This is a genomic window from Actinomycetospora straminea (assembly GCF_028737255.1).
Classification (GTDB): Bacteria; Actinomycetota; Actinomycetes; order Mycobacteriales; family Pseudonocardiaceae; genus Actinomycetospora; species Actinomycetospora straminea.
In genome coordinates this window covers 97,171-116,639 of the sequence record NZ_JAQZAN010000003.1, presented here as the reverse complement: position 1 = coordinate 116,639, position 19,469 = coordinate 97,171, and the positions used below count along the sequence as shown (strand labels likewise).

The following is a 19,469-nucleotide window of genomic DNA, read 5'->3' as shown; positions in this document are numbered from 1 at the left end:
CGCTACGCCGCCGTCACGGGCGCGGTCGGGCTCGGGCACCTCGCCCCGGTGTGGGCACGACCGCGCGCCACGCGATGGTCGGCGAGCAGATCGGCCAGGTACGCGGCGTCGGCCCCGACGCCGTCGAGGAAGCTCGACGAGCGCCGGTGCAGCCACTTCAGACCGAGGAAGTACAGGCCCTCGGCGGCCGTGACCCCGCGCTCGTGCACCGGTTCGCCCGCGGCGTCGAGCACCGGGGCGTGCACCCAGGAGAAGTCGCGCCGGAAGCCCGTCGCCCAGACCACGGTGCCGATGCCGGCCAGGTCCAGCTCGCCGTCGGCGTCCCGCGCCCAGGGCGCCGGGCGCGGCAGGCGCGCGGGCTCGGGCGGGACCTCCAGCCCGGTGCGCGCCACGAACCCGTCGACCTTCGCGCGGAACCGCACCGCGTTGTCCTCGGCCTCGGCGACCATCGCCGGGAGCCCGTCGTCGAAGCGCGCCACGCCCGCGCGCACGTCCACCAGCCGGCCGTGCGGCACGACCCCGTCGGCGACCAGCCGGTGCAGGTCGAGGTCCCGCGTGCCGCCGGTGAGCACGGCGTTCGGGGTGCGGGTCGCCGACGGGTCGGGCAGCGACGCGCGGGTGCGGACGAGGGTGCCCATACGGTCCATCCACCAGTAGGTGTCGTGTCCGCGGTAGCGGCGCGGCAGGCACTTGTGGCGCCCCACCGCGAGGTGGACCGTGCGGCCCGCGCGCGCGAGCTCGCCGGCGATCTGCTGCCCCGACGGCCCCGACCCGACGACGAGCACCCCGCCCGGCGGCAACGCGTCGGGGCGCCGGTAGTCGCGGGTGTGGAGCTGGGTGATCCCGGCGGGGACGCCCGCGGCGAGGGCGGGGACCGCGGGACGGTCGAGGTCCCCGGTGGCGACGACGACGGCGCGGGCCGTCAGCTCCCCGTGGTCGGTGGTGACGCGCCAGCCCGCCGGATCGGGGTCCACCGCGCGCACGGTGACGCCCTCGCGCAGGTCCGCACCCGTGTGCGCCGCGTAGTCGGCGAGCATGGCGGCGACCTCCCGGCCCGTCATGAACCCGTCGGGGTCCGCGCCCGTGTACTCCCGCTCGGGGAGGCGGGTCTGCCAGTTCGGGCTCAGCAGCGTGAAGGAGTCCCAGCGCTCGCGACGCCACCGCTGTCCGACCCGTCCCCGCTCGAGCACCACGTGCCCGACGCCGCGCCGGGTGAGGCACCGGCTCATCGCGAGACCCGCCTGACCTGCGCCGATCACGATCGCTTCCATGTCGTCTCCCCTGCTCGTCGGTGTGTCCCGACGCTAGGGAGACCGCCCGGCGGCCGGATCGGCGTCGCCTGCCCATCCCGGCCGCCCCCGCTGCCCAGCTCCGGCGGGCGCCCACGCAGCGACCGGCCGGGACGCCGGCGTAGGTACCCCGCCGGCGCGACATGGGGAGCGCTCACCGACGAGGAGGGACCGTCCCGGGGAGCACGCTCGGTGACGTCGCCGGGCAGCGAGGTCCGGCCCCGCGAGGAAGGACACGCCATGCGCCTCGTCAGCAGGACCGTCACCGGCACGATCACCGGCACGGCGCCCACCCCGGTCGAGGACAGACCGGCGCCACGCCCCCACGACCGACCCCCCAGCGTGACGCTGCGCGAGCTGGGGCCCGGCGAGACCGACGTCCTCGACGCCGTCTTCGCCGGCCTCTCCGACCACAGCCGCTACCTGCGCTTCCACGGCGCCACGCCGCGGCTGACCGGCGCGGTGCGGCGCACGCTCGCCGCCGTCGACGGCCGCCGCCACATCGCCGTCGCCGCGTTCGGCCCCGACGGCGCGCCCATCGGGATCGCGCGGCTCATCGGGACCGGGCTGCGCGAGGTGGAGCTCGCCATCGAGGTCGTCGACGCCTGGCAGGGCCACGGGATCGGGCGACGGCTGCTCGTGGCGGTCGCCGCCCGCGGACGCCAGGAGCGCTACACGCGCCTCGTCGCCGACGTCGTCGCCGAGAACACGGCGATGCGCGTCCTGCTCGCCTCGGTGCTGCCGATCGTCTCGGTCGAGACCGACGGCCACGAGGTCACCCTCACCGCCGACCTCCGGGCCGGCGTCCTCGGCCTCGCGGCCGCCTGACCAGCCCGGAGCACACCGTGACCACGACCATCACCACCTCGACCATCCCCGCCCTGACCGCCCTGACCACCGACCTGGACGCCGCCGTCCGCGACGCCGACCCGGGCACGCCCCGGGTCGACGCCGTGGGCGCCGCCCTGGCCCCGTACCTCGGTGACCCGCGCCTGCTCACGCCCGAGCAGTGCGTCGGCGACCCGGCGCGGTACCGCCAGCACCTCCTGCACGTCGCCGACGACGGCGCGTTCTCGCTGGTGGCGCTGGTGTGGCTGCCCGGGCAGACGACGCCGATCCACGACCACCTCTCGTGGTGCGTGGTCGGCGTCCACGCCGGCGAGGAGCACGAGGAGCGCTACCGGCGCGTCGGCGACCTCCTCGTCCCCGACGGCGAGGACGTCGCCGCGGCCGGCAGCGTGACCGGCCTGCTGCCGCCCGGCGACATCCACCGCGTGACCAACACGGCGCCGACCACGACGATCTCGCTGCACGTCTACGGCGTGGACGTGCGCCGCCACGGCTCGAGCATCCGCCGGCGCTACGACCTGCCGATCGCGTGAGGCCTCACCGCCGCGTCCCCACCGGGGGCGCGGCGTGGTGGCCCTCGACGCCGAAGCCCCGGGGGTCGTCGGTGTCGACGATCCGGCGGCCCAGCGGGGTGAGCGACACCGGGATCATCTTGAGGTTCGCCCACGCGAACGGGATGCCGACGATGCTCACCGCCAGCGGGATCGCGGTGAGCACGTGCCCGATCGCGAGCCACCACCCGGCGACGACGAACCAGACGATGTTGCCCAGCGTCGAGCCGACCCCGGCGTCGTAGCGACGCTCGATGCGGCTGCCGAAGGGCCACAGCGCGAACAGCGCGATCCGGAACGACGCGATCCCCCAGGGGATGGTGACGATGAGGATGCAGCAGATGATGCCGGCGACGAGGTAGCCGAGCGCCATCCACACCCCGGCGAGCACCAGCCAGAGGAGGTTGAGCACGGTCCGGAGGAGCTCCATGCCCTCCAGCCTGCCACCACCCGCCGGGTTCGTCCCCTACGTCAGCTCGCGGCCCTTCGTCTCGGGCAGCGTGAGGATGATGAGGAACGCGATCAGCGCGCCGCCGGAGACGTACCAGAAGAACAGGTCGGGTCGTCCGGCGCCGGACAGTGCGGCGATGAGCAGGGGCGCGGTGCCGCCGAACAGGGCGACCGTGAGGTTGTACCAGGCGCCGATGCCCAGGGCGCGCAGCTCGGTCGGGAAGATCTCGCTCATGATCGCCGGCGCGATCGAGGAGAACACCGAGTAGAGCCCGAGGCCGACCGAGAACACGATGATCAGGTTGATCAGCGGTGGCCGGTCGGTGATGAGCAGGCTCAGCGGCACCGTGAGCAGCACGAAGGCGCCCGACCACACCAGCATCTGCGGTTTGCGCCCGAACCGGTCGGCCAGGGCCCCGAAGGGGTACTGGCCGGCGATGAACACGACGGTGCCGATCGACAGCGCGAGGAACACGTCGCTGCCGGACGCGTCGCGGAACTGCACCGCGAACGGGGTCAGCGCGCTGAAGAACGTGTAGTAGCAGAGCGTCGAGAGCAGCGTGAAGCCGAAGAGCTGCAGCACCGACTTCGGGTAGTGGGTCAGCGTCTTGAGCAGCGGGTTCTTCGTCGCCCGGGCGGTCTCGACGTTGGCCTCGAACTGCTCGGTCTCGGCCAGGGTCCGGCGCAGCCACAGCCCGACGAGGCCCAGCACGCCGCCGACGACGAACGCGATGCGCCAGCCCCACGACTCGAGCTGGGGCCGGGTGAGCGTGCTGGTCAGGAGCAGCCCCAGCAGGCTCGCGGCCAGCAGGGCGGTGCCGGTCGAGATGTAGAAGAAGCTGGAGTACCGCCCGCGACGGTTCGGCGGGGCGATCTCGGCGAGGTAGGCGCTCGCGTTGGAGACCTCGCCGCCGAGGCTCAGGCCCTGCGCGATGCGGGCGAGCAGGAGCAGGATCGGCGCGAGCCACCCGACCGCCTGGTAGGTCGGCAGGACGGCGATGACGAGCGACCCGCCGGCCATCAGCAGGATCGTCACGAGCATCGCGAAGCGGCGTCCGCGCAGGTCGGCGAGGCGCCCGAGGAACACCCCGCCGAGCGGGCGGAAGAAGAAGGCGAGCGCGTAGGTGCTCGTCGTGCCGATGAGCGCGAGCGTCGGGGACGACTTGTCGAAGAACTGGGACGAGAAGTAGACGGCGAACGTCGCGTAGATCGTCCAGTCGAACCACTCGACCGCGTTGCCGATGCTGGCCGCGACGAGGGTCCGTACCGGGAGTTGATGACGCTCGGTACTCGTCTGACCGGACACCTGGCTCATCCGTGCTCCTCCCGCTCACACCTGTGTCGACGCACCGTAGGCGAGCCGACGCGCTGGGTACAGGCTGCATTCGGCCGACCGGCTAGTCGCGGACGATCCCGACCTTGCCGCCCGCCCCGGCGTCGGCGACCTCGTAGGCCCGCGCGGCGTCGTCGAGCGCGAACCGGTCGGTGACCACGCGCTCGGGGTGGAGATCCCAGCGCGCGAGACGCTCGAGGAGCTCGGCCATCCGCCACGTCGGCGCGACCCACGACCCGTGGACGGTCAGCTGCCGGTGGATGATCACCTCGCTCACGTCGACGGTCAGCGTCGCGCCCTCGCCGACCAGCGCGCAGCGGCCGTGGCGGCGGGTGTGGCGCAGCGCGGTGAGCTGGGCCGCGCCGACCCCGGAGCAGTCGACGGTGACCTCGGCGCCGCCCGCCGGACCGCCGAGCAGGTCGTCGAGCTCCTCCGCGGACTCCACCGCGACGTCCGCCGCCCCGAGGTCGCGGGCCAGCGCGCGCCGCTCGGGCGACGGGTCGGTGCCGACGACCCACGGCGCGCCCATCGCCGCGGCGAGCATCCCGACCGCGAGCCCCACCGGCCCCAGGCCCGTGACCAGCACCTGCTCGCCCCCGGCGAGCGCGACCCGGCAGAGCGCCTCGTAGGCCGTCGCGAACCCGCAGGCCACGCACGCGCCGTCGAGGTAGGTGAGGCTGTCGGGCAGGACGAGCAGGTCGCGCTCCTCGGCGAGGAGACGCTCGGCGTGCCCGCCGTCGCGCTGCCAGCCGTAGGCCCGGCGCCGGGCGGAGGTGCAGCTGATCTGGTAGCCGCGGCGGCACTCGTCGCACTGGCCGCAGCCGCTGATGTGGTAGACGACGACGCGGTCGCCGACGCGGATGCGCTCGACGCCCGGCCCCACCGCGAGCACCTGCCCGCACGGCTCGTGGCCACCGATCACGTCCTGGTAGGCCTCCGGGCCCTCGCCGAGGTGCTCGCGGTAGATCGCGCGCAGGTCGCTGCCGCAGATCGTCGAGGCCTTGACGTCGACGACGACCTGCCCGGGCCCCGGCTCCGGGTCGGGCACGTCGCGCAGGTCGACCCGCCGGCCGCCCGGGAGGTACACGCCGCGCACGTCAGCTCCTCTCCAGCGCCCACCGTCTCAGCTCCGCCGCCTTGATCTTGGTGCCGTTGGTGCCGGACGTCGTGGGCATGGCGTCGACGACGTGGACCGCCGCCGGCACCTTGAACGCCGCGAGCACCTCGCGGCACCACGCGACCAGATCGTCCCCCGACGGCGCCGCGCCCGCCGCGCCGACGACGAAGCCGACCGCCCGCGTGGCGCCGTCGGTGTCCGGGACGCCGACCACCTTCGCCGTGGCGACGTCCGGATGGGCGGCCAGCCGTCGCTCGATCTCCGCGGGGTCGACGAGGAAGCCGCGCAGCCGCAGCGCGTCACCGCGCCGGCAGACGTAGACGAACGCGCCCTCGTCGACGAGTACGCCGAGGTCGCCGGAGCGGAACCAGCCGTCGGCGGTCCACGCCTCGGGCACCTCGGCGCCCAGGTAGGCGTCGACGACGTTCGGGCCGCGGAACTGCAGCTCGCCCTCCTGCCCGGGGGCGAGCACGCCGTCGGTGTCCGGGTCCGCGACGCGCACGGCGATGTCGGGGTGCACGACCCGTCCCCCGCCGGCCCAGCAGGCGGGTGCTGGCTCGTCGGCCGGCCAGGTGGCGGCGAGCGCGAAGACCTCCGACGACCCGTAGACGCCCGCGACCCGCGTCCCGACCTCGCGGCCGAGCCAGTCGGCGAGCTCGTGGGAGCGGCCCTGGAAGTCGGCGACTCCCCACCAGCGCCAGCTCGACAGGTCCCGGGGGCGCCGGACCCAGGCCTCGTGCAGGCGCAGCACCAGGTCGTCGCCGCTGGCCAGGTGTGTGACGCGGTGGGCCTCGACGTGGTCGAGCACGCGGTCGGCGTCGAAGGTGGGCTCGAGCAGCACCGACGCGCCGGCCGCGAGCCCCGCCATCACCGCGTTGTAGCCGAACACCCCGGACAGCGGCAGCGCACCGAGCACCACGTCGCCCGCGGCGAGCCCGAGCACCGCGGCGTCGGCGACGGCGTGGACGAGGACCGCGGTACCGGTGTGCGCGGCGAGCTTGGGCAGGCCCGTCGAGCCCGAGGTGGTGAACGCGACCGCGAGCGCGCCGGGGTCCGAGCGCGCGGGCTCGGGGCCGTCGTCGCGCCGCGGCGCCCAGGCGCCGGCCCCGACATCAGCGGCGGCGAGGTCGGCCGCGGGACCGGAGGGGCCGGTGACGACGGCGACCTCCGGGGTGACGCCCGACTGCCCGACGGCCGCCCGCAGGCGCTCGTGCAGGTCCAGGGCGTGGAAGCCCTGCGCCAGCGCGACGAGGCGCGGCCGCGAGCGCTCGAGGAGGTGCAGGGCCTCCTCGACGCCGTAGCGGGTGTTGACGCCGACGACGTGCGCGCCCCGCGCGGCGACGGCCGCCTGCCAGACGAGCGCGTCGCTCCAGTTCGGCATCCACACCGCCACGGCGTCGCCCGGACCGAGACCGTGCTCGCGCAGCTCCTCGGCCAGCGCGCGCACGCGCCGCCAGAGCTCCCCGCGGCTGACGGGGTGCGTGACGCCGTCGGGGGTCGTGTCGAGCACCGCGGTGACCTCGGGATCGCGGCGCGCGAGCCGGCCGATGAGGTCCGGCAGATCGGCCGGGACCTCGCCGGGCGCGGGGAAGCCGCTGACGGCGTGGGGCGCCGGGGCGGTGGTGGTCACGAGGCCTCCCGCACGGTCGTCGTCTCCGTCACCCAGCCGTCGATCACGGCGGCGTCCGGGAGCTCCTCCGTCGGTCGTGCCCCGACGCTCTCGGGCCCTCGAGCACCGTGCACCGCGCGCCCGGGATCGTTCGTGCCCCGACGCGACGGCGCAACCCCGAGGAGGAGGCGCGAGCGACTCCCCCGCTGCGTGCGAGGCAGCCGGGGAGTCCTTCGCTCCCCTCCCTGGCACCGCTCGCGACACGACGAAGGGCCCGCACCCCGAGAGGTGCGGGCCCTTCGCGTGACGAGCTCAGGCGTGGATCAGAAGTCCATGCCGCCCATGCCGCCGGTCGGGTCGGCAGCAGCGCCGCCGCCCTTCTCCGGCTTGTCCGCCACGACGGCCTCGGTGGTGAGGAACAGCGCGGCGATCGACGCGGCGTTCTGCAGCGCCGAGCGGGTGACCTTGGCGGGGTCGATGATGCCCGCGGCGATCAGGTCCTTGTACTCGCCGGTGGCGGCGTCGAGGCCCTCACCGGTGTTGAGCCCACGGACCTTCTCGGCCACGACGCCGGGCTCGTGGCCGGCGTTGTGGGCGATCTGCTTCAGCGGCGCCTCGAGCGCGGTGCGCACGATGTTGGCGCCGGTGGCCTCGTCCCCGTCGAGCCCGAGGCCCGAGAAGACGTCGCCGACCGAGGCCTGCAGCAGGGCGACGCCGCCGCCGGCGACGATGCCCTCCTCGACCGCGGCCTTGGCGTTGCGCACCGCGTCCTCGATGCGGTGCTTGCGCTCCTTGAGCTCGACCTCGGTGGCGGCACCGGCGCGGATGACCGCGACGCCGCCGGCCAGCTTCGCGAGGCGCTCCTGGAGCTTCTCGCGGTCGTAGTCGGAGTCGCTGCGCTCGATCTCCGAGCGGATCTGGGTGACGCGGCCCTGGATCTGGTCCGCGGCGCCCGCGCCGTCGACGATCGTCGTCTCGTCCTTCGAGACCGTGACCTTGCGGGCGCGGCCCAGGAGGTTGAGGTCGGCGGACTCGAGCTTGAGGCCGACCTCCTCCGAGATGACCTCGCCACCGGTCAGGATGGCCATGTCGGCCAGCATCGCCTTGCGACGGTCACCGAAGCCGGGGGCCTTGACGGCGACCGACTTGAAGGTGCCGCGGATCTTGTTGACCACCAGGGTCGCGAGGGCCTCGCCCTCGACGTCCTCGGCGATGATCGCCAGCGGCTTGCCGGACTGCATGACCTTCTCCAGCAGCGGGAGCAGGTCCTTCACCGACGAGATCTTGGAGGACATGAGCAGGATGTAGGGGTCATCCAGCTCCGCCTCCATCCGGTCCTGGTCGGTGACGAAGTAGGGCGAGATGTAGCCCTTGTCGAAGCGCATGCCCTCGGTGAGCTCGAGCTCGAGCCCGAAGGTCTGCGACTCCTCGACGGTGATGACGCCTTCCTTGCCGACCTTGTCCATCGCCTCGGCGATGAGCTCGCCGATCTGCGAGTCGCCGGCGGAGATCGACGCGGTGGCGGCGATCTGCTCCTTGGTCTCGACCTCCTTGGCCGACTTCAGGAGCTGCTGCGAGACGGCCTCGGTGGCCTTCTCGATGCCCTTCTTCAGGGACATCGGGTTGGCGCCGGCGGCCACGTTGCGCAGACCCTCACGGACGAGGGCCTGGGCGAGGACGGTCGCGGTGGTCGTGCCGTCACCGGCGACGTCGTCGGTCTTCTTGGCGACCTCCTTGACGAGCTCGGCGCCGATCTTCTCCCAGGCGTCCTCGAGCTCGATCTCCTTCGCGATCGAGACGCCGTCGTTGGTGATGGTGGGCGCGCCCCACTTCTTCTCCAGGACGACGTTGCGGCCGCGCGGGCCGAGGGTCACCTTGACGGCGTCCGCGAGGCTGTTCATGCCCCGCTCGAGGCCGCGACGGGCCTCCTCGTCGAACGCGATCATCTTGGCCATGCGGGTGGTCCTCCGATGAGAGACACGTGTGCTCGGCCAGGCGCGGTGCCCGCGACGGACGACCGGCTCCATTGCGCCGGCCTCACCGTCCCGACCTGGCACTCGACGATACCGAGTGCCAACCCCATGCTAGCACTCGGGTCGGGCGAGTGCAACCGAGCCCGACGGGGTGTCGGGCGGGGTCCGCTCAGACGATGAGCAGCACGAGCAGGACGACGACCAGCACCACGACCGCCCCCGCGACGATCAGGACCACCGGCCGCGGACCCGGCCCGCCGCCGCGGGTGAAGGAACCGTCGCGGTCGGGCGGCAGGGGGTCGCGCAGCCGCATCGGCGGCGCGACCGACGAGCGGGTCAACGGGCCCGGCGGGGTGCCGGGCGGCGCGGGGAACGGGCCCGACCGGCCGGCGCCGGGGCTCGGGGGGCCGCTGCCCTGGCCGGGGCCGGCGAACGGACCGCTGCCGGGACCGGGAGCCGCGAACGGACCGCTGCCGGGCCCCGGACCCGGGGCGGCGAACGGGCCGGACGGGGGTGCGGCGCTCGGGGGTGCCGCGGGCGGTCCGGAGCGGGGTGTGGTCGGCGGTGTGGTCGGCGGTGTGGTCGGCGGTGGGGTCGGCCGTCCGCCCGACGATCCCGCCGCGTCCGCATCGGGCCTGCCGGCGGCTGATCTGCTCGCGCGTTCCTCGTCGGCGGCGGCCGTCGGTCCGTCGCCCTGGCCGTCGGTGCCGGTCGCCGAGGCAGGGGCTCGACCCGTGTCCTCGGGACACGGGTCGGCAGTGTCGGAGGCCCGGACCGCCGGATCGGGGCCGGCGGCAGGAGGCGTTTCCCCGGGCGACGCGTCGTCGGTTGGGGTCGAGCCCGGCCGGCCGTTGCGCAGGGCGCCAGCCGCTGCGGCGTCCGCGGCCCGTGCACCGGACGCCGGCGCCGCCCCGGCCGAGGGCGCCGCCGCGGCGGGTGGCGTCGCTCCCACCGATGGCGCTGCGGCGGGCGGCGGCACCGACCGAGCGGGGGGCACCGAAGGCACGGGGGCCACGGAAGCCACCGGGGACACCGGCGCGACCGGGGGCACCGGGCGTGCGGGCGGAGCGCCGCGCCAGGAGGGGCCCGCCGGCACGGGCGGCAGCCCGCGGCCGAAGGGACCGGTCGGCGGGCCGCTCGGTGCCGACGGCGGCCGCGCGCCGGCGAGAGGTCCTCGCGCGGGACTGGCACCGCCGGCCGGACCGGCACCGGCACTCGGGCTGCCACCGGCACCCGGACCGCCACCGGCGCCGTGACCACCGCCGCGACCACCGCCGGGGCCGACGCCGTGTCCCGGTCCAGGACCCGGGCCCACGAGCGGCGCCGGGCCCGGCCCGGTCAGCGCGCCCCGGGCCGCCTCGATCACGGCGCTCGCGGAGTCGTGGCGTCGGGGGCGGTCGGGGTCCATGCCGCGCTGCACGACGTCGTCGATGCGGGGGTCGAGGGCGACGATGTCGGCGATCGACGGGACCTCGCCCGCGAGGTGACCGTCGATGACCTCGGTGACCGACCCCAGGTACGGCGCGCGCCCGGTGAGGCAGCTGAAGAGCACGCAGGTCAGCGAGTAGACGTCGGTGCGGGCGTCGACCGGCTCGCCACGCAGGTGCTCGGGGGCGGCGTAGGTGGGCGAGCCGAGGAAGTCGCCACCGGAGGTCCGGTGGCCGGTGGCGCCGCGGCGGGTGAGGCCGAAGTCGGCGAGGTAGACGTGCTCGCCGGCCGACTCCCGCGTCGTCACCAGCACGTTCGCCGGCTTGACGTCGAGGTGCACCAGCCCCCGGGCGTGCACGGCGTCGAGCGCGTCGGCGACCTGTCCGAGCAGGCGCAGCGTCCGGGCCACGGTCAGGGGGCGCCCGTCGATGACGCTCGCGAGGTCGGGGCCCTCGACGTGGCGCATCGCGATGTAGAGGTGGCCGTCGGTCTCGTCGAAGTCGTAGAGCGGGACGACGTGGGCGTGGTCGACGGCGGAGGTGTTGCGGGCCTCGTCGACGAAGCGCTCGCGGAACTCGCGGTCGGCGGCCAGGGCCTCGTCGATGACCTTGAGCGCGACCCGGCGCCCGAGCCGCGTGTCGGTGGCCCGGTAGAGCACGCTCATCCCGCCGCGGCCGATGACGCCGTCCACGCGGAAGTGGCCGAGCCGCTGCCCGGTCAGGTCCTGCGTGTTCCGGTCCGCCACGCCGCAGACCCTAACGTCGCGAGCACGCCGGACCGGACCGGATCGCGGAGCACCGGCCCGGGCGGCACGATGCCCGCCGTGACGGGACAGGGGCAGGACGGGCACGGTCACGGCGGGCAGGGCGGACACGGCCACGAACCCGGCCACGGACACGGCCACGGCCACGGCCACGGCGGCGAGAGCGGCCACGGTCACGACCACGGCGATCCGGCGGCGATGCGCCCGGTCGCGGAGCACGCCGCCGCCGTCGCCGCGCTGTTCGCCCCGACCGCGACGGAGTGGGTGCCGCTCGGGGAGGCCCGCGGCCGCGTGCTCGCGCAGGACCTCGTCTCGCCGCACCCGCTGCCGCCGTTCGCGAACTCGGCGATGGACGGCTACGCGGTCCGCAGCGCGGACCTGGCTGCCGTGTCCCCCGAGACCCCCACCGAGCTGCCCGTCGCCGCCGACGTCCCGGCCGGGCGCACCGACGGCCCGGCGCTCGAGGCCGGCACCGCGCACCGGATCATGACCGGCGCCGCGATGCCCGTGGGCGCCGACGCCGTGGTGCAGGTCGAGTGGACCGACGGCGGGACCGAGCGGGTGCGCGTCGAGCGGGCCGTCGAGGCGGGGCAGAACGTGCGCGGGGCGGGCGGCGACGTCACGGCCGGGGAGGTCGTGCTCGAGGCCGGCACGCTGCTGGGGCCGGCGCAGGTCGGGCTGGCCGCGGCGGTCGGGTCCGGGACGCTGCCGGTCCGGCGCCGCCCGCGGGTGCTCGTGCTCTCGACGGGCTCGGAGCTCGTCGCGCCCGGCGAGCCGCTGCGCCACGGGCAGATCCACGAGTCGAACGGGCCGATGCTCGCCGCCGCGGTCGACGACGCCGGCGGGCGCGCCGAGCTGCTGCGCTTCGTGCCCGACGACGTCGAGCAGTTCGTCCGCACCCTCGACGACGCCCTCGCCGCGCGCGCCGACGACCCCGTCGACCTCGTCATGACCTCCGGCGGGGTGAGCGCGGGCGCCTACGAGGTCGTCAAGGACGCCTTCACGGGCCGCGGCGTCACCTTCACCAAGGTGGCGATGCAGCCGGGGATGCCGCAGGGCCTCGGGCTCCACGCCGGCCCCGCGGGCGAGGTGGCCGTGGTGACGCTGCCCGGCAACCCGGTGAGCTCGCTGGTGTCGTTCGAGGTGTTCGTCCGCCCGGCCCTGCGCGCGGCGTTCGGTCACCCGCAGCCGGAGCGTCCGCGGGTGCGGGCGCGGCTGGCGGAGGCGTTGGACAAGCCGGCGGGCCGACGCCAGTTCCGTCGGGGGCGGATCGACGCGGTGGCGGGGACGGTCGCGCCGGTGGGTGGCGCGGGGTCGCACCTGCTCGCCGCCCTGGCGCGGGCGGACTGCCTCATCGTGGTGGACGAGCAGGTCACGCACGTCGACGCCGGCGAGACCGCCGAGGTGTGGCTCCTGGACGGGTGAGTCCCGGGTGGCTCCATGGAGCCCCCGGCCGGACGGGTCGTGCACCGGTCGAGCGTCCCGTCGAGCGGCCCCGTTGGACCGTTGGGGCGACTCGGCCTTCCGCCCGCGCGCGACATCGGGCACCATGTGTGACAGGTGTCATGGACCGCCCCAGGTGTGTCCTGACGCCGCCGGGTGAGACCAACCGCTTGTCGCTGGGGAGCGGACGAGCGGTTCCCGGCCGGGGTCGCCGTCTCGGGGGATGGCGGCCCCGGCCCCATCCCCGGCCTTCCCACTTCACTCCCGAGACGGCCCGAGCCGATAGGTTGCCCGCGCGCGCCGTCGAGAAGAGGGATCCGTACCGACGATGGTCTCGTCCGACCACTCCCCCGCCCAGCACGCCGTCCCGACCGGCCCCGCCGGCACCGTGCGGCACGCACTCGCCCTCGTCCGCGACACGATCCCGCCGCTGCACCCCGGCGGCGCCCCCGTCATCGGGGCGGTCGCGGCCGCCGCGTTCGGCCTGCGGGCCCTGCGCGGCCGCGGGACGTTCGCCGCGCTGGCGACCACCGCGGGCGTCGCCGCGTTCTTCCGCGCCCCGCGGCGCACCACGCCGCGCCGCGACGGCATCGCCGTCGCGCCCGCCGACGGGACCGTGAGCCTCGTCGACACCGCCGAGCCGCCCGAGGACCTCGTCTCCCTCGGCCTGCCGCCGGGGCCCCGTCCGCGGGTGAGCGTGTTCCTGTCGGTCTACGACGTGCACGTCCAGCGCGTGCCGGTCGACGGGCAGGTCCAGGCCGTGGAGCACCGGCCGGGCGGCTACCTGTCCGCCGACCTCCCCGCCGCCAGCGACACCAACGCGCGCACCGCGCTGTGGGTGCACGGCACCGAGCAGGCCGGCGGCCACGACCTCGTGGTCCTGCAGATCGCCGGGCTCGTGGCGCGCCGGATCGTCTGCGACGCCGCGCCGGGCGACGAGGTCCGGGCGGGCGAGGTCTACGGCCTCATCCGGTTCGGCTCGCGGGTCGACCTGCTGCTGCCGCCGGGCAGCACGATCCACGTCGAGCCCGGCCAGCGCGCCGTGGGCGGCGAGACGGTGCTGGCGGACCTGCCGCCCGCCGACCGACCCGGTCACGGCACACGATGACCCCCGAGACCGTGGCGGGGCGTCCCGGCGGCCGTGGGGTGCGGCTGCTGCCCAACGCGGTGACCGTCCTCGCGCTGTGCTCGGGGCTCTCGGGCGTGCAGTTCATGATCTCGGACAACCGCGTCGCCGCGCTGGCCGCGATCGCCCTCGCAGCGGTGTTCGACGCGCTCGACGGGCGCCTGGCCCGCCTGCTCGACGCGACGAGCCGGATGGGCGCCGAGCTCGACTCGCTGTCGGACTGCGTGTCGTTCGGCGTCTCGCCGGCCCTGATCCTGTTCCTCTGGACGTTGAACGACATCCGGATCGGCTGGGTCGTCGCGCTCGTGCTCGTCGTGTCCGCGGCGCTGCGCCTCGCGCGCTTCAACACGCTCTCCGACGACGACGAGGCCCCGCCCTACGCCGGCGAGTTCTTCGTCGGCGTGCCCTCGCCCGCCGGCGCCCTCGTGGCGCTGGCGCCGATGGCGCTGGAGATCCAGCTCGGGCCCGGGTTCTGGTCGCAGCCGGTGGTGGTCGCCGTGTGGACGGTGCTCGTCGGCACGCTCATGATCAGCCGGGTGCCGACCGCCTCGCTCAAGAGCGTCCGCGTGCCGCCCCCGCTGGTCGCGCCCCTGCTCGTCGCGGTCGCCTTCGCCGCGGCGGCGCTCGTGACGTTCCCGTTCGTGGTCTACGCGGTGGCCGTCGCGGCCTACCTGCTGCACATCCCCTACGCGGTCAGCCGCTACCGGTGGCTGGGCCGCCACCCGGAGGTCTGGCACGTGCCGCCGCGCCAGCGCCGGGCCGTGCGCCGCGCCCACCGTCGCCTCGGTCTCGCGCCGCCCGGGCGCCCGCTGCGCCGGCGCGTCGCGGGCGCCGCCGCCCGCGCGGGCTCCGCGGCCCGCAACATCGGCCGCGACCGCGACCAGCGGGACCGCGACCGGGACCGCTTCCTCCCGGGCGACTCCCCGCCGGTCCCGCCCGCCGACCGCAACGGCCGGGGCGACGGGCTGCGGGACGGCGCGCGCGACGGTGCCCGGGACGGCGCGCGGGACGGTGCCCGTGACCGCCGACCCCGTCCTCGCGGGTCCCGGCGTCTCGGCCTGCGCCGCGACCGGGACGACCGCCGGTGAGCGCCCCGACCGGCATCGACCTCCTCGCCCGGCTCGGCACCTCCGCCGGCGACGCGCGCCGCGGGGTGGTGCGCCTGCACCCCGAGGTCATCGCCGCGCTGGGCGTCGAGGCGTGGGACGCGGTGCGCGTGACGGGGGTGCGGACCACCGCGGCCCTCGTCGCCCCGGCCGGCGACCCCGCGGGCCCGGGCACGGCGGTGCTCGACGAGACCACGATGGTCAACGCCGGCGTCGTCGACGGCTCGACGGTCGGGGTGGCGGCCGCCCCGGTGGCCGTCGCGCGCCAGGTCGAGCTCGCGGGCTCCCGGTTCGCCACGGCCGCGCTCGCCCCCGAGACGCTGCGCCTGGCGCTGACCGGCAAGGTCCTGCTGCCCGGCGACACGCTCTCCCTGCTGCCCCAGGACCTCGCGCCCGTCCCGGGCGCCGACGCCGCCGGCGCGCGCCGCGGCCTCGCCGCGGCCCTCGGCGGGACCTGGACCACCGAGCTGGTCACCGTCACCGCCGCCGAGCCACCGAGCGGCGCCGACCCGTCCGCGGCCCTCGTCGTCGCGCCGACGACGGTGGTGCGCTGGCGCAACGGGGCGAGCACCGGCACGGCGCCCGCGGCGCTGGACGCCGGGGACGGCGCGCGCCCCGGGGCGGCCCGGCGCGCGGGGACGTCGCCGGCGTCGGTCGTCGGCTCCGCCGGGGCGGCCGCCGCGCCCGCCCCCGCCCCGGCGCCCGAGGCCCCGGTCGAGCCGACCGTCGCCGTCGCGGACCTCATCGGCCAGGCCGAGCCCGCCCGGCGCCTCGGCGAGTGGTTCGACCTCGTGTTCCGGCGCCCCGACCTGCTCGAACGGCTCGGGGCCGCGCCGCGCCTCGGCGTGCTGGTCAGCGGACCGGAGGGGGTCGGCAAGACGACGCTCGTGCGCGCCGTCGCCGCCGACCAGGGCGCGCGGGTGGTGCGCCTCGACGCCCCGGCCGCCGCGGCCATCGAGGCGGGCGCCGCGGCCGCGCGCGTCCGGGAGGCCGTCGACGACGCCACCGCGAGCGGCCCGACGGTCCTGCTCGTCACCGACGGCGAGGTGCTGCTGCCGGCGACGGACCCGCCGCCGCTCTCGACGCTCGTGCTCGAGGCGCTGCGCCGGGCCGTGGCGACCCCCGGGACCGCGCTGGTGGTGACGTCGGGGCGCGCGGAGGCCCTCGACCCGCGCCTGCGCGGCGCCGACCTCGTCGACCGCGAGCTCACCCTGCCCGCCCCCGGCGACCGCGACCGCGCCGAGCTGCTGCGCGTGCTGCTGCGCGGGGTGCCGCTCGCGAAGGACGTCGACCTCGCCGCCGTCGGGGCGCGCACCCCGGGGTTCGTGGCCGGCGACCTCGTCGCCCTGCGCCGCGAGGCGGCCGTGCGGGCGGCGCTGCGGGTCGGGGCGAGCGAGGAGGACCCGACGCTGCGGACCGACGACCTGCTCGGCGCCGTGAGCTCGGTGCGCCCGGCGTCGCTGTCGTCGGGGTCGCAGACGCTGTCGTCGGGCGGGCTGACGCTCGAGCGGGTCGGCGACATGGTCGAGACCAAGCAGGCGCTCACCGAGACGATCCTCTGGCCGCTGCGCTACCCCGACTCGTTCGCGCGTCTCGGGGTCTCGCCGCCGCGCGGGGTGCTGCTCTACGGCCCGCCCGGGTGCGGCAAGACGTTCCTCGTGCGGGCGCTGGCGGGCACGGGGTCGCTCAACGTCTTCGTGGTCAAGGGCGCCGAGGTGCTCGACAAGTACGTCGGCGAGTCCGAGCGGGCGGTGCGCTCGCTGTTCGCCCGCGCCGCGGCGGCCGCCCCCGCGCTGGTGTTCCTCGATGAGATCGACGCGCTGGCCCCGCGCCGCGGCGGCTCGACCGACGCCGGCGTCGCCGACCGGGTCGTCGCCGCCCTGCTCACCGAGCTCGACGGGGCCGAGCCCCTGCGCGACGTCGTCGTGCTCGGGGCCACCAACCGCCCCGAGCTCATCGACCCGGCGCTGCTGCGGCCCGGGCGCCTCGAGCGCCGCGTGTACGTGCCGCCGCCGGACGCCGCCGCCCGCGCGGACATCCTGCGGGCCGCGGCGCGCGACACCCCGCTCGCCGACGACGTCGACCTCGACGCGCTCGCGCAGGACCTCGACCGCTACTCGGCCGCGGACTGCGCCGCGCTGGTCCGCGAGGCGGCGCTGACCGCGATGCGGACGTCGCTGGAGTCGACCGAGGTGTCGGCGCGGGACCTGGCCACCGCCCGCGAGGCCGTGCGGCCCTCGCTGGACCCGCGCCAGCTCGCCGAGCTCGAGGCCTACGCCGGCGAGAACTAGGGTGTGTCAGACGGGTCGAGGTGTTGCCAGGCCCTGCCGCGGCCTCCGCCGAGTCGACCGACGAGACATCGGCGCAAGATCGCATCGAGTCCGACGGTCCGACTCGACGCGATCACGTGCCCAGGTCCTCGGAGCCCTCGGTCACGAGGTCAGGGTGAGCACGGGCCCCCACGACCTCGCGCCCTGGCCCTGCTCACGACCACGATCCCAGAGACGCCCTAGCCCCGGTTCTGGCCCCAGTTGTTCGTCGCGATGACGATGACGCCCGGGGAGGCGCCGGCGATGCCGTCGAAGCGCGGCATCACGCGCAGCCCGAAGTCGCGGGCGATGGCCTCCGCGGGCGCCTGCTCGCCCGTGTTCGGGCGGTAGTAGACGGTGCTCTCGGGGATGACGCCGCTCGGGTAGTTGCCGACCTCGACGACGTTCCAGCCCTCGGCGCGCATCTGGCCGGCGGCGCGGTCGGCGAGCCCGACGATCGTCGAGTTGTTGAAGACCCGCACCTCGACCGCGCGGTTGACGCCGGCGCTGCCGCCGCCACCACCGCCTCCGGGGCCACCACCGCCTCCGGGGCCACCACCGGCGACCACACCGCCGCCGGCCGGGGCACCGCCGCCGCCGCCGATCGGGGCGCCGCCGCCGGGGACGATCGGCGCGCCGACCGCGGGGCCGGCACCGACACCGCCGGGGGCACCCGGGCCGCCGGGCTGACCGGGCACGCCGCCCGGGAGGGCACCGGGCTGGCCCGGCTGACCAGGACCACCGGGCTGGCCGGGGAGCGCGCCGGGCACGCCGGCCTGGTTCGGGGGCGGCGGGACCGCCGAGCCGTTGCCGGTCGCGCCGGGCAGGGGCGGCGCGGGGCTCGCGGGCGCGGCCGTGGGGCTGGAGGGCCCCTCGCCACCGAGGGCGAGCAGGCCGACGACGGCCGCCACACCCGCGATCGCGAGCAGCACGATGCCCGCGATCCGCATCCGTGAGGCGTCGGACCCGGGCCCTGTCATCTCCTGCTCCCCTCAGCGGACGTCGCGTCCGCCTCGCCGCTCGCTCGAGCGGATGACCGTTCGGGGAGTCAGGAGACCATCAACGAGGCTCCACACCGAGGCGACGCGCCGCACGGGCGCGCTGCCGACTCTGGCGCAGGCGCCGCAGGCGCTTCACGAGCATGGGGTCGGCCGCGAGGGCCTCCGGCCGGTCGACCAGGGCGTTGAGCACCTGGTAGTAGCGAGTGGCGGACATGTCGAAGAGCTCGCGGATCGCCTGCTCCTTGGCGCCCGCGTACTTCCACCACTGGCGCTCGAACGCGAGGATCTCGCGATCGCGCCGGTCGAGCCCGTCCGAGGGCTCGTCCTGCGGGGGCTGCACCCGAACGGCGTCCGCCACGCTCCTCGCCTCCTGCCCACCACGCCTGCCGAACCGAATGACACGCCTGTCATTCGGACCCCTCCATTACAGCACGACGCCCCGACAACGCGTGCGCTCCCGGCGGGGGAACGCGCCCGGCGGCGGGCACTACGGTGCCCGCCGTGACCGTTCGGCCCGTCGTGATCCTCGGCGACCCGGTGCTGCACCGGCCCACGCGGCCCGTCGCGCCCGAGGAGCTGGGCGGCGAGTCGCTGCGCGAGCTCGTCGACGACCTCTTCGAGACGATGGACGCCGCGAATGGGGTCGGCCTCGCCGCCAACCAGATCGGCGACGACCGGCGGGTCTTCGTCTTTGACTGCCCCGATCCCGAGCAGGGCGGGGAGCGCCGGCGCGGCGTCGTCGTCAACCCCGTCCTGACCGCCGACCCGCCGCCGGGGACCATGCCCGACCCCGACGAGGACGAGGAGGGCTGCCTGTCGGTGCCCGGCGAGTCGTTCCCGACGGGGCGCGCGGCGTACGCCGAGGTCCGCGGCACGGACGTCGACGGCGCCGAGGTCGTCGTCACCGGCACGGGCTACCTGGCGCGCTGCCTGCAGCACGAGACCGATCACCTGGACGGCTACCTCTACGTCGACCGCCTCGTCGGCCGGTACCGCCGCGCCGCCAAGCGTGCCGTCCGCGACCACGGCTGGGGCGTCCCCGGCCACTCGTGGATGCCGGGCGTCGACCCGGACCCGTTCGGTCACTGACGCGGCCGGCGGCAAGAGCAGCAGCGAACGCGC

At 76.1% G+C, this 19,469-nt stretch carries 15 protein-coding genes and 1 pseudogene; 7 read left to right on the top strand and 9 right to left on the bottom strand.

Annotated elements, in window-relative coordinates; genetic code table 11:
- Window positions 1-2: 2 nt before the first annotated feature.
- Window positions 3-1,271 (bottom strand): FAD-dependent oxidoreductase, encoded by a 1,269-nt coding sequence (locus tag PH190_RS05940; protein ID WP_274230566.1) that lies wholly within the window; start codon window positions 1,269-1,271, stop codon window positions 3-5.
- 210 nt (window positions 1,272-1,481) lie between these two features.
- Between PH190_RS05940 and PH190_RS05935 the strand changes: the two genes are divergently transcribed.
- Both PH190_RS05935 and PH190_RS05930 read left to right on the top strand, forming a co-directional pair.
- Window positions 1,482-2,117 (top strand): GNAT family N-acetyltransferase, encoded by a 636-nt coding sequence (locus tag PH190_RS05935; RefSeq protein WP_274230565.1) that lies wholly within the window; start codon window positions 1,482-1,484, stop codon window positions 2,115-2,117.
- A 17-nt stretch (window positions 2,118-2,134) separates the two neighbouring features.
- Complete coding sequence (locus PH190_RS05930) at window positions 2,135-2,671, top strand: cysteine dioxygenase family protein (RefSeq protein WP_274230564.1); 537 nt, start codon at window positions 2,135-2,137, stop codon at window positions 2,669-2,671.
- A gap of 4 nt (window positions 2,672-2,675) precedes the next feature.
- Here PH190_RS05930 and PH190_RS05925 read toward each other — a convergent pair whose 3' ends face one another.
- The 6 genes and pseudogenes from PH190_RS05925 to PH190_RS30935 all read right to left on the bottom strand — a co-directional run.
- Window positions 2,676-3,119, bottom strand: coding sequence for a YccF domain-containing protein (locus PH190_RS05925; RefSeq protein ID WP_274230563.1), 444 nt, complete (start codon window positions 3,117-3,119; stop codon window positions 2,676-2,678).
- Window positions 3,120-3,155: 36 nt separating this feature from the next.
- Window positions 3,156-4,454, bottom strand: a complete 1,299-nt coding sequence (locus PH190_RS05920) for an MFS transporter (protein ID WP_274230562.1) — start codon at window positions 4,452-4,454, stop codon at window positions 3,156-3,158.
- An 82-nt stretch (window positions 4,455-4,536) separates the two neighbouring features.
- Entirely contained in the window at window positions 4,537-5,568 is a 1,032-nt protein-coding gene (locus PH190_RS05915) for a zinc-dependent alcohol dehydrogenase family protein (RefSeq protein WP_274230561.1), read from the bottom strand.
- Window position 5,569: 1 nt separating this feature from the next.
- A complete protein-coding gene (locus PH190_RS05910; protein ID WP_274230560.1) occupies window positions 5,570-7,219 on the bottom strand; it encodes an AMP-binding protein in 1,650 nt (549 codons plus the stop codon).
- Between the two features lie 302 nt (window positions 7,220-7,521).
- Window positions 7,522-9,153 (bottom strand): chaperonin GroEL, encoded by a 1,632-nt coding sequence (groL, locus tag PH190_RS05905; RefSeq protein ID WP_274230559.1) that lies wholly within the window; start codon window positions 9,151-9,153, stop codon window positions 7,522-7,524.
- 1,072 nt (window positions 9,154-10,225) lie between these two features.
- Window positions 10,226-11,344, bottom strand: a pseudogene (locus PH190_RS30935) (serine/threonine-protein kinase); the annotation flags it as partial.
- A 216-nt stretch (window positions 11,345-11,560) separates the two neighbouring features.
- On the opposite strand from PH190_RS30935, the gene moeA reads away from it, so the two are divergent.
- The 4 genes from moeA (at window position 11,561) to PH190_RS05880 (ending at window position 17,328) form a co-directional block, all read left to right on the top strand.
- Window positions 11,561-12,787 carry a molybdopterin molybdotransferase MoeA gene (gene moeA, locus PH190_RS05895; protein WP_274230846.1) on the top strand — a complete coding sequence of 409 codons (1,227 nt, stop codon included), beginning with the start codon at window positions 11,561-11,563 and terminating at the stop codon, window positions 12,785-12,787.
- Between the two features lie 346 nt (window positions 12,788-13,133).
- Entirely contained in the window at window positions 13,134-13,913 is a 780-nt protein-coding gene (locus PH190_RS05890; RefSeq protein WP_274230558.1) for a phosphatidylserine decarboxylase, read from the top strand.
- Complete coding sequence (gene pssA, locus PH190_RS05885; protein WP_274230557.1) at window positions 13,910-15,019, top strand: CDP-diacylglycerol--serine O-phosphatidyltransferase; 1,110 nt, start codon at window positions 13,910-13,912, stop codon at window positions 15,017-15,019. Before PH190_RS05890 ends, pssA begins: the two co-directional genes overlap by 4 nt.
- On the top strand, window positions 15,016-17,328 hold the full coding sequence (locus PH190_RS05880) for an AAA family ATPase (RefSeq protein WP_274230556.1): 2,313 nt from the start codon (window positions 15,016-15,018) through the stop codon (window positions 17,326-17,328). The genes pssA and PH190_RS05880 overlap by 4 nt, the downstream gene beginning before the upstream one ends.
- 218 nt (window positions 17,329-17,546) lie before the next feature.
- On the opposite strand, the gene PH190_RS05875 is transcribed toward PH190_RS05880, so the two are convergent.
- Together PH190_RS05875 and PH190_RS05870 are read right to left on the bottom strand one after the other, a co-directional pair.
- Complete coding sequence (locus PH190_RS05875; RefSeq protein WP_274230555.1) at window positions 17,547-18,326, bottom strand: LytR C-terminal domain-containing protein; 780 nt, start codon at window positions 18,324-18,326, stop codon at window positions 17,547-17,549.
- A 79-nt stretch (window positions 18,327-18,405) separates the two neighbouring features.
- The gene (locus PH190_RS05870; RefSeq protein WP_274201860.1) at window positions 18,406-18,705 is read right to left on the bottom strand and encodes a DUF3263 domain-containing protein; all 300 of its coding nucleotides are present in this window, start codon (window positions 18,703-18,705) and stop codon (window positions 18,406-18,408) included.
- A 143-nt stretch (window positions 18,706-18,848) separates the two neighbouring features.
- On the opposite strand from PH190_RS05870, the gene PH190_RS05865 reads away from it, so the two are divergent.
- Window positions 18,849-19,436 (top strand): peptide deformylase, encoded by a 588-nt coding sequence (locus PH190_RS05865; RefSeq protein ID WP_274230554.1) that lies wholly within the window; start codon window positions 18,849-18,851, stop codon window positions 19,434-19,436.
- Window positions 19,437-19,469: the final 33 nt, after the last annotated feature.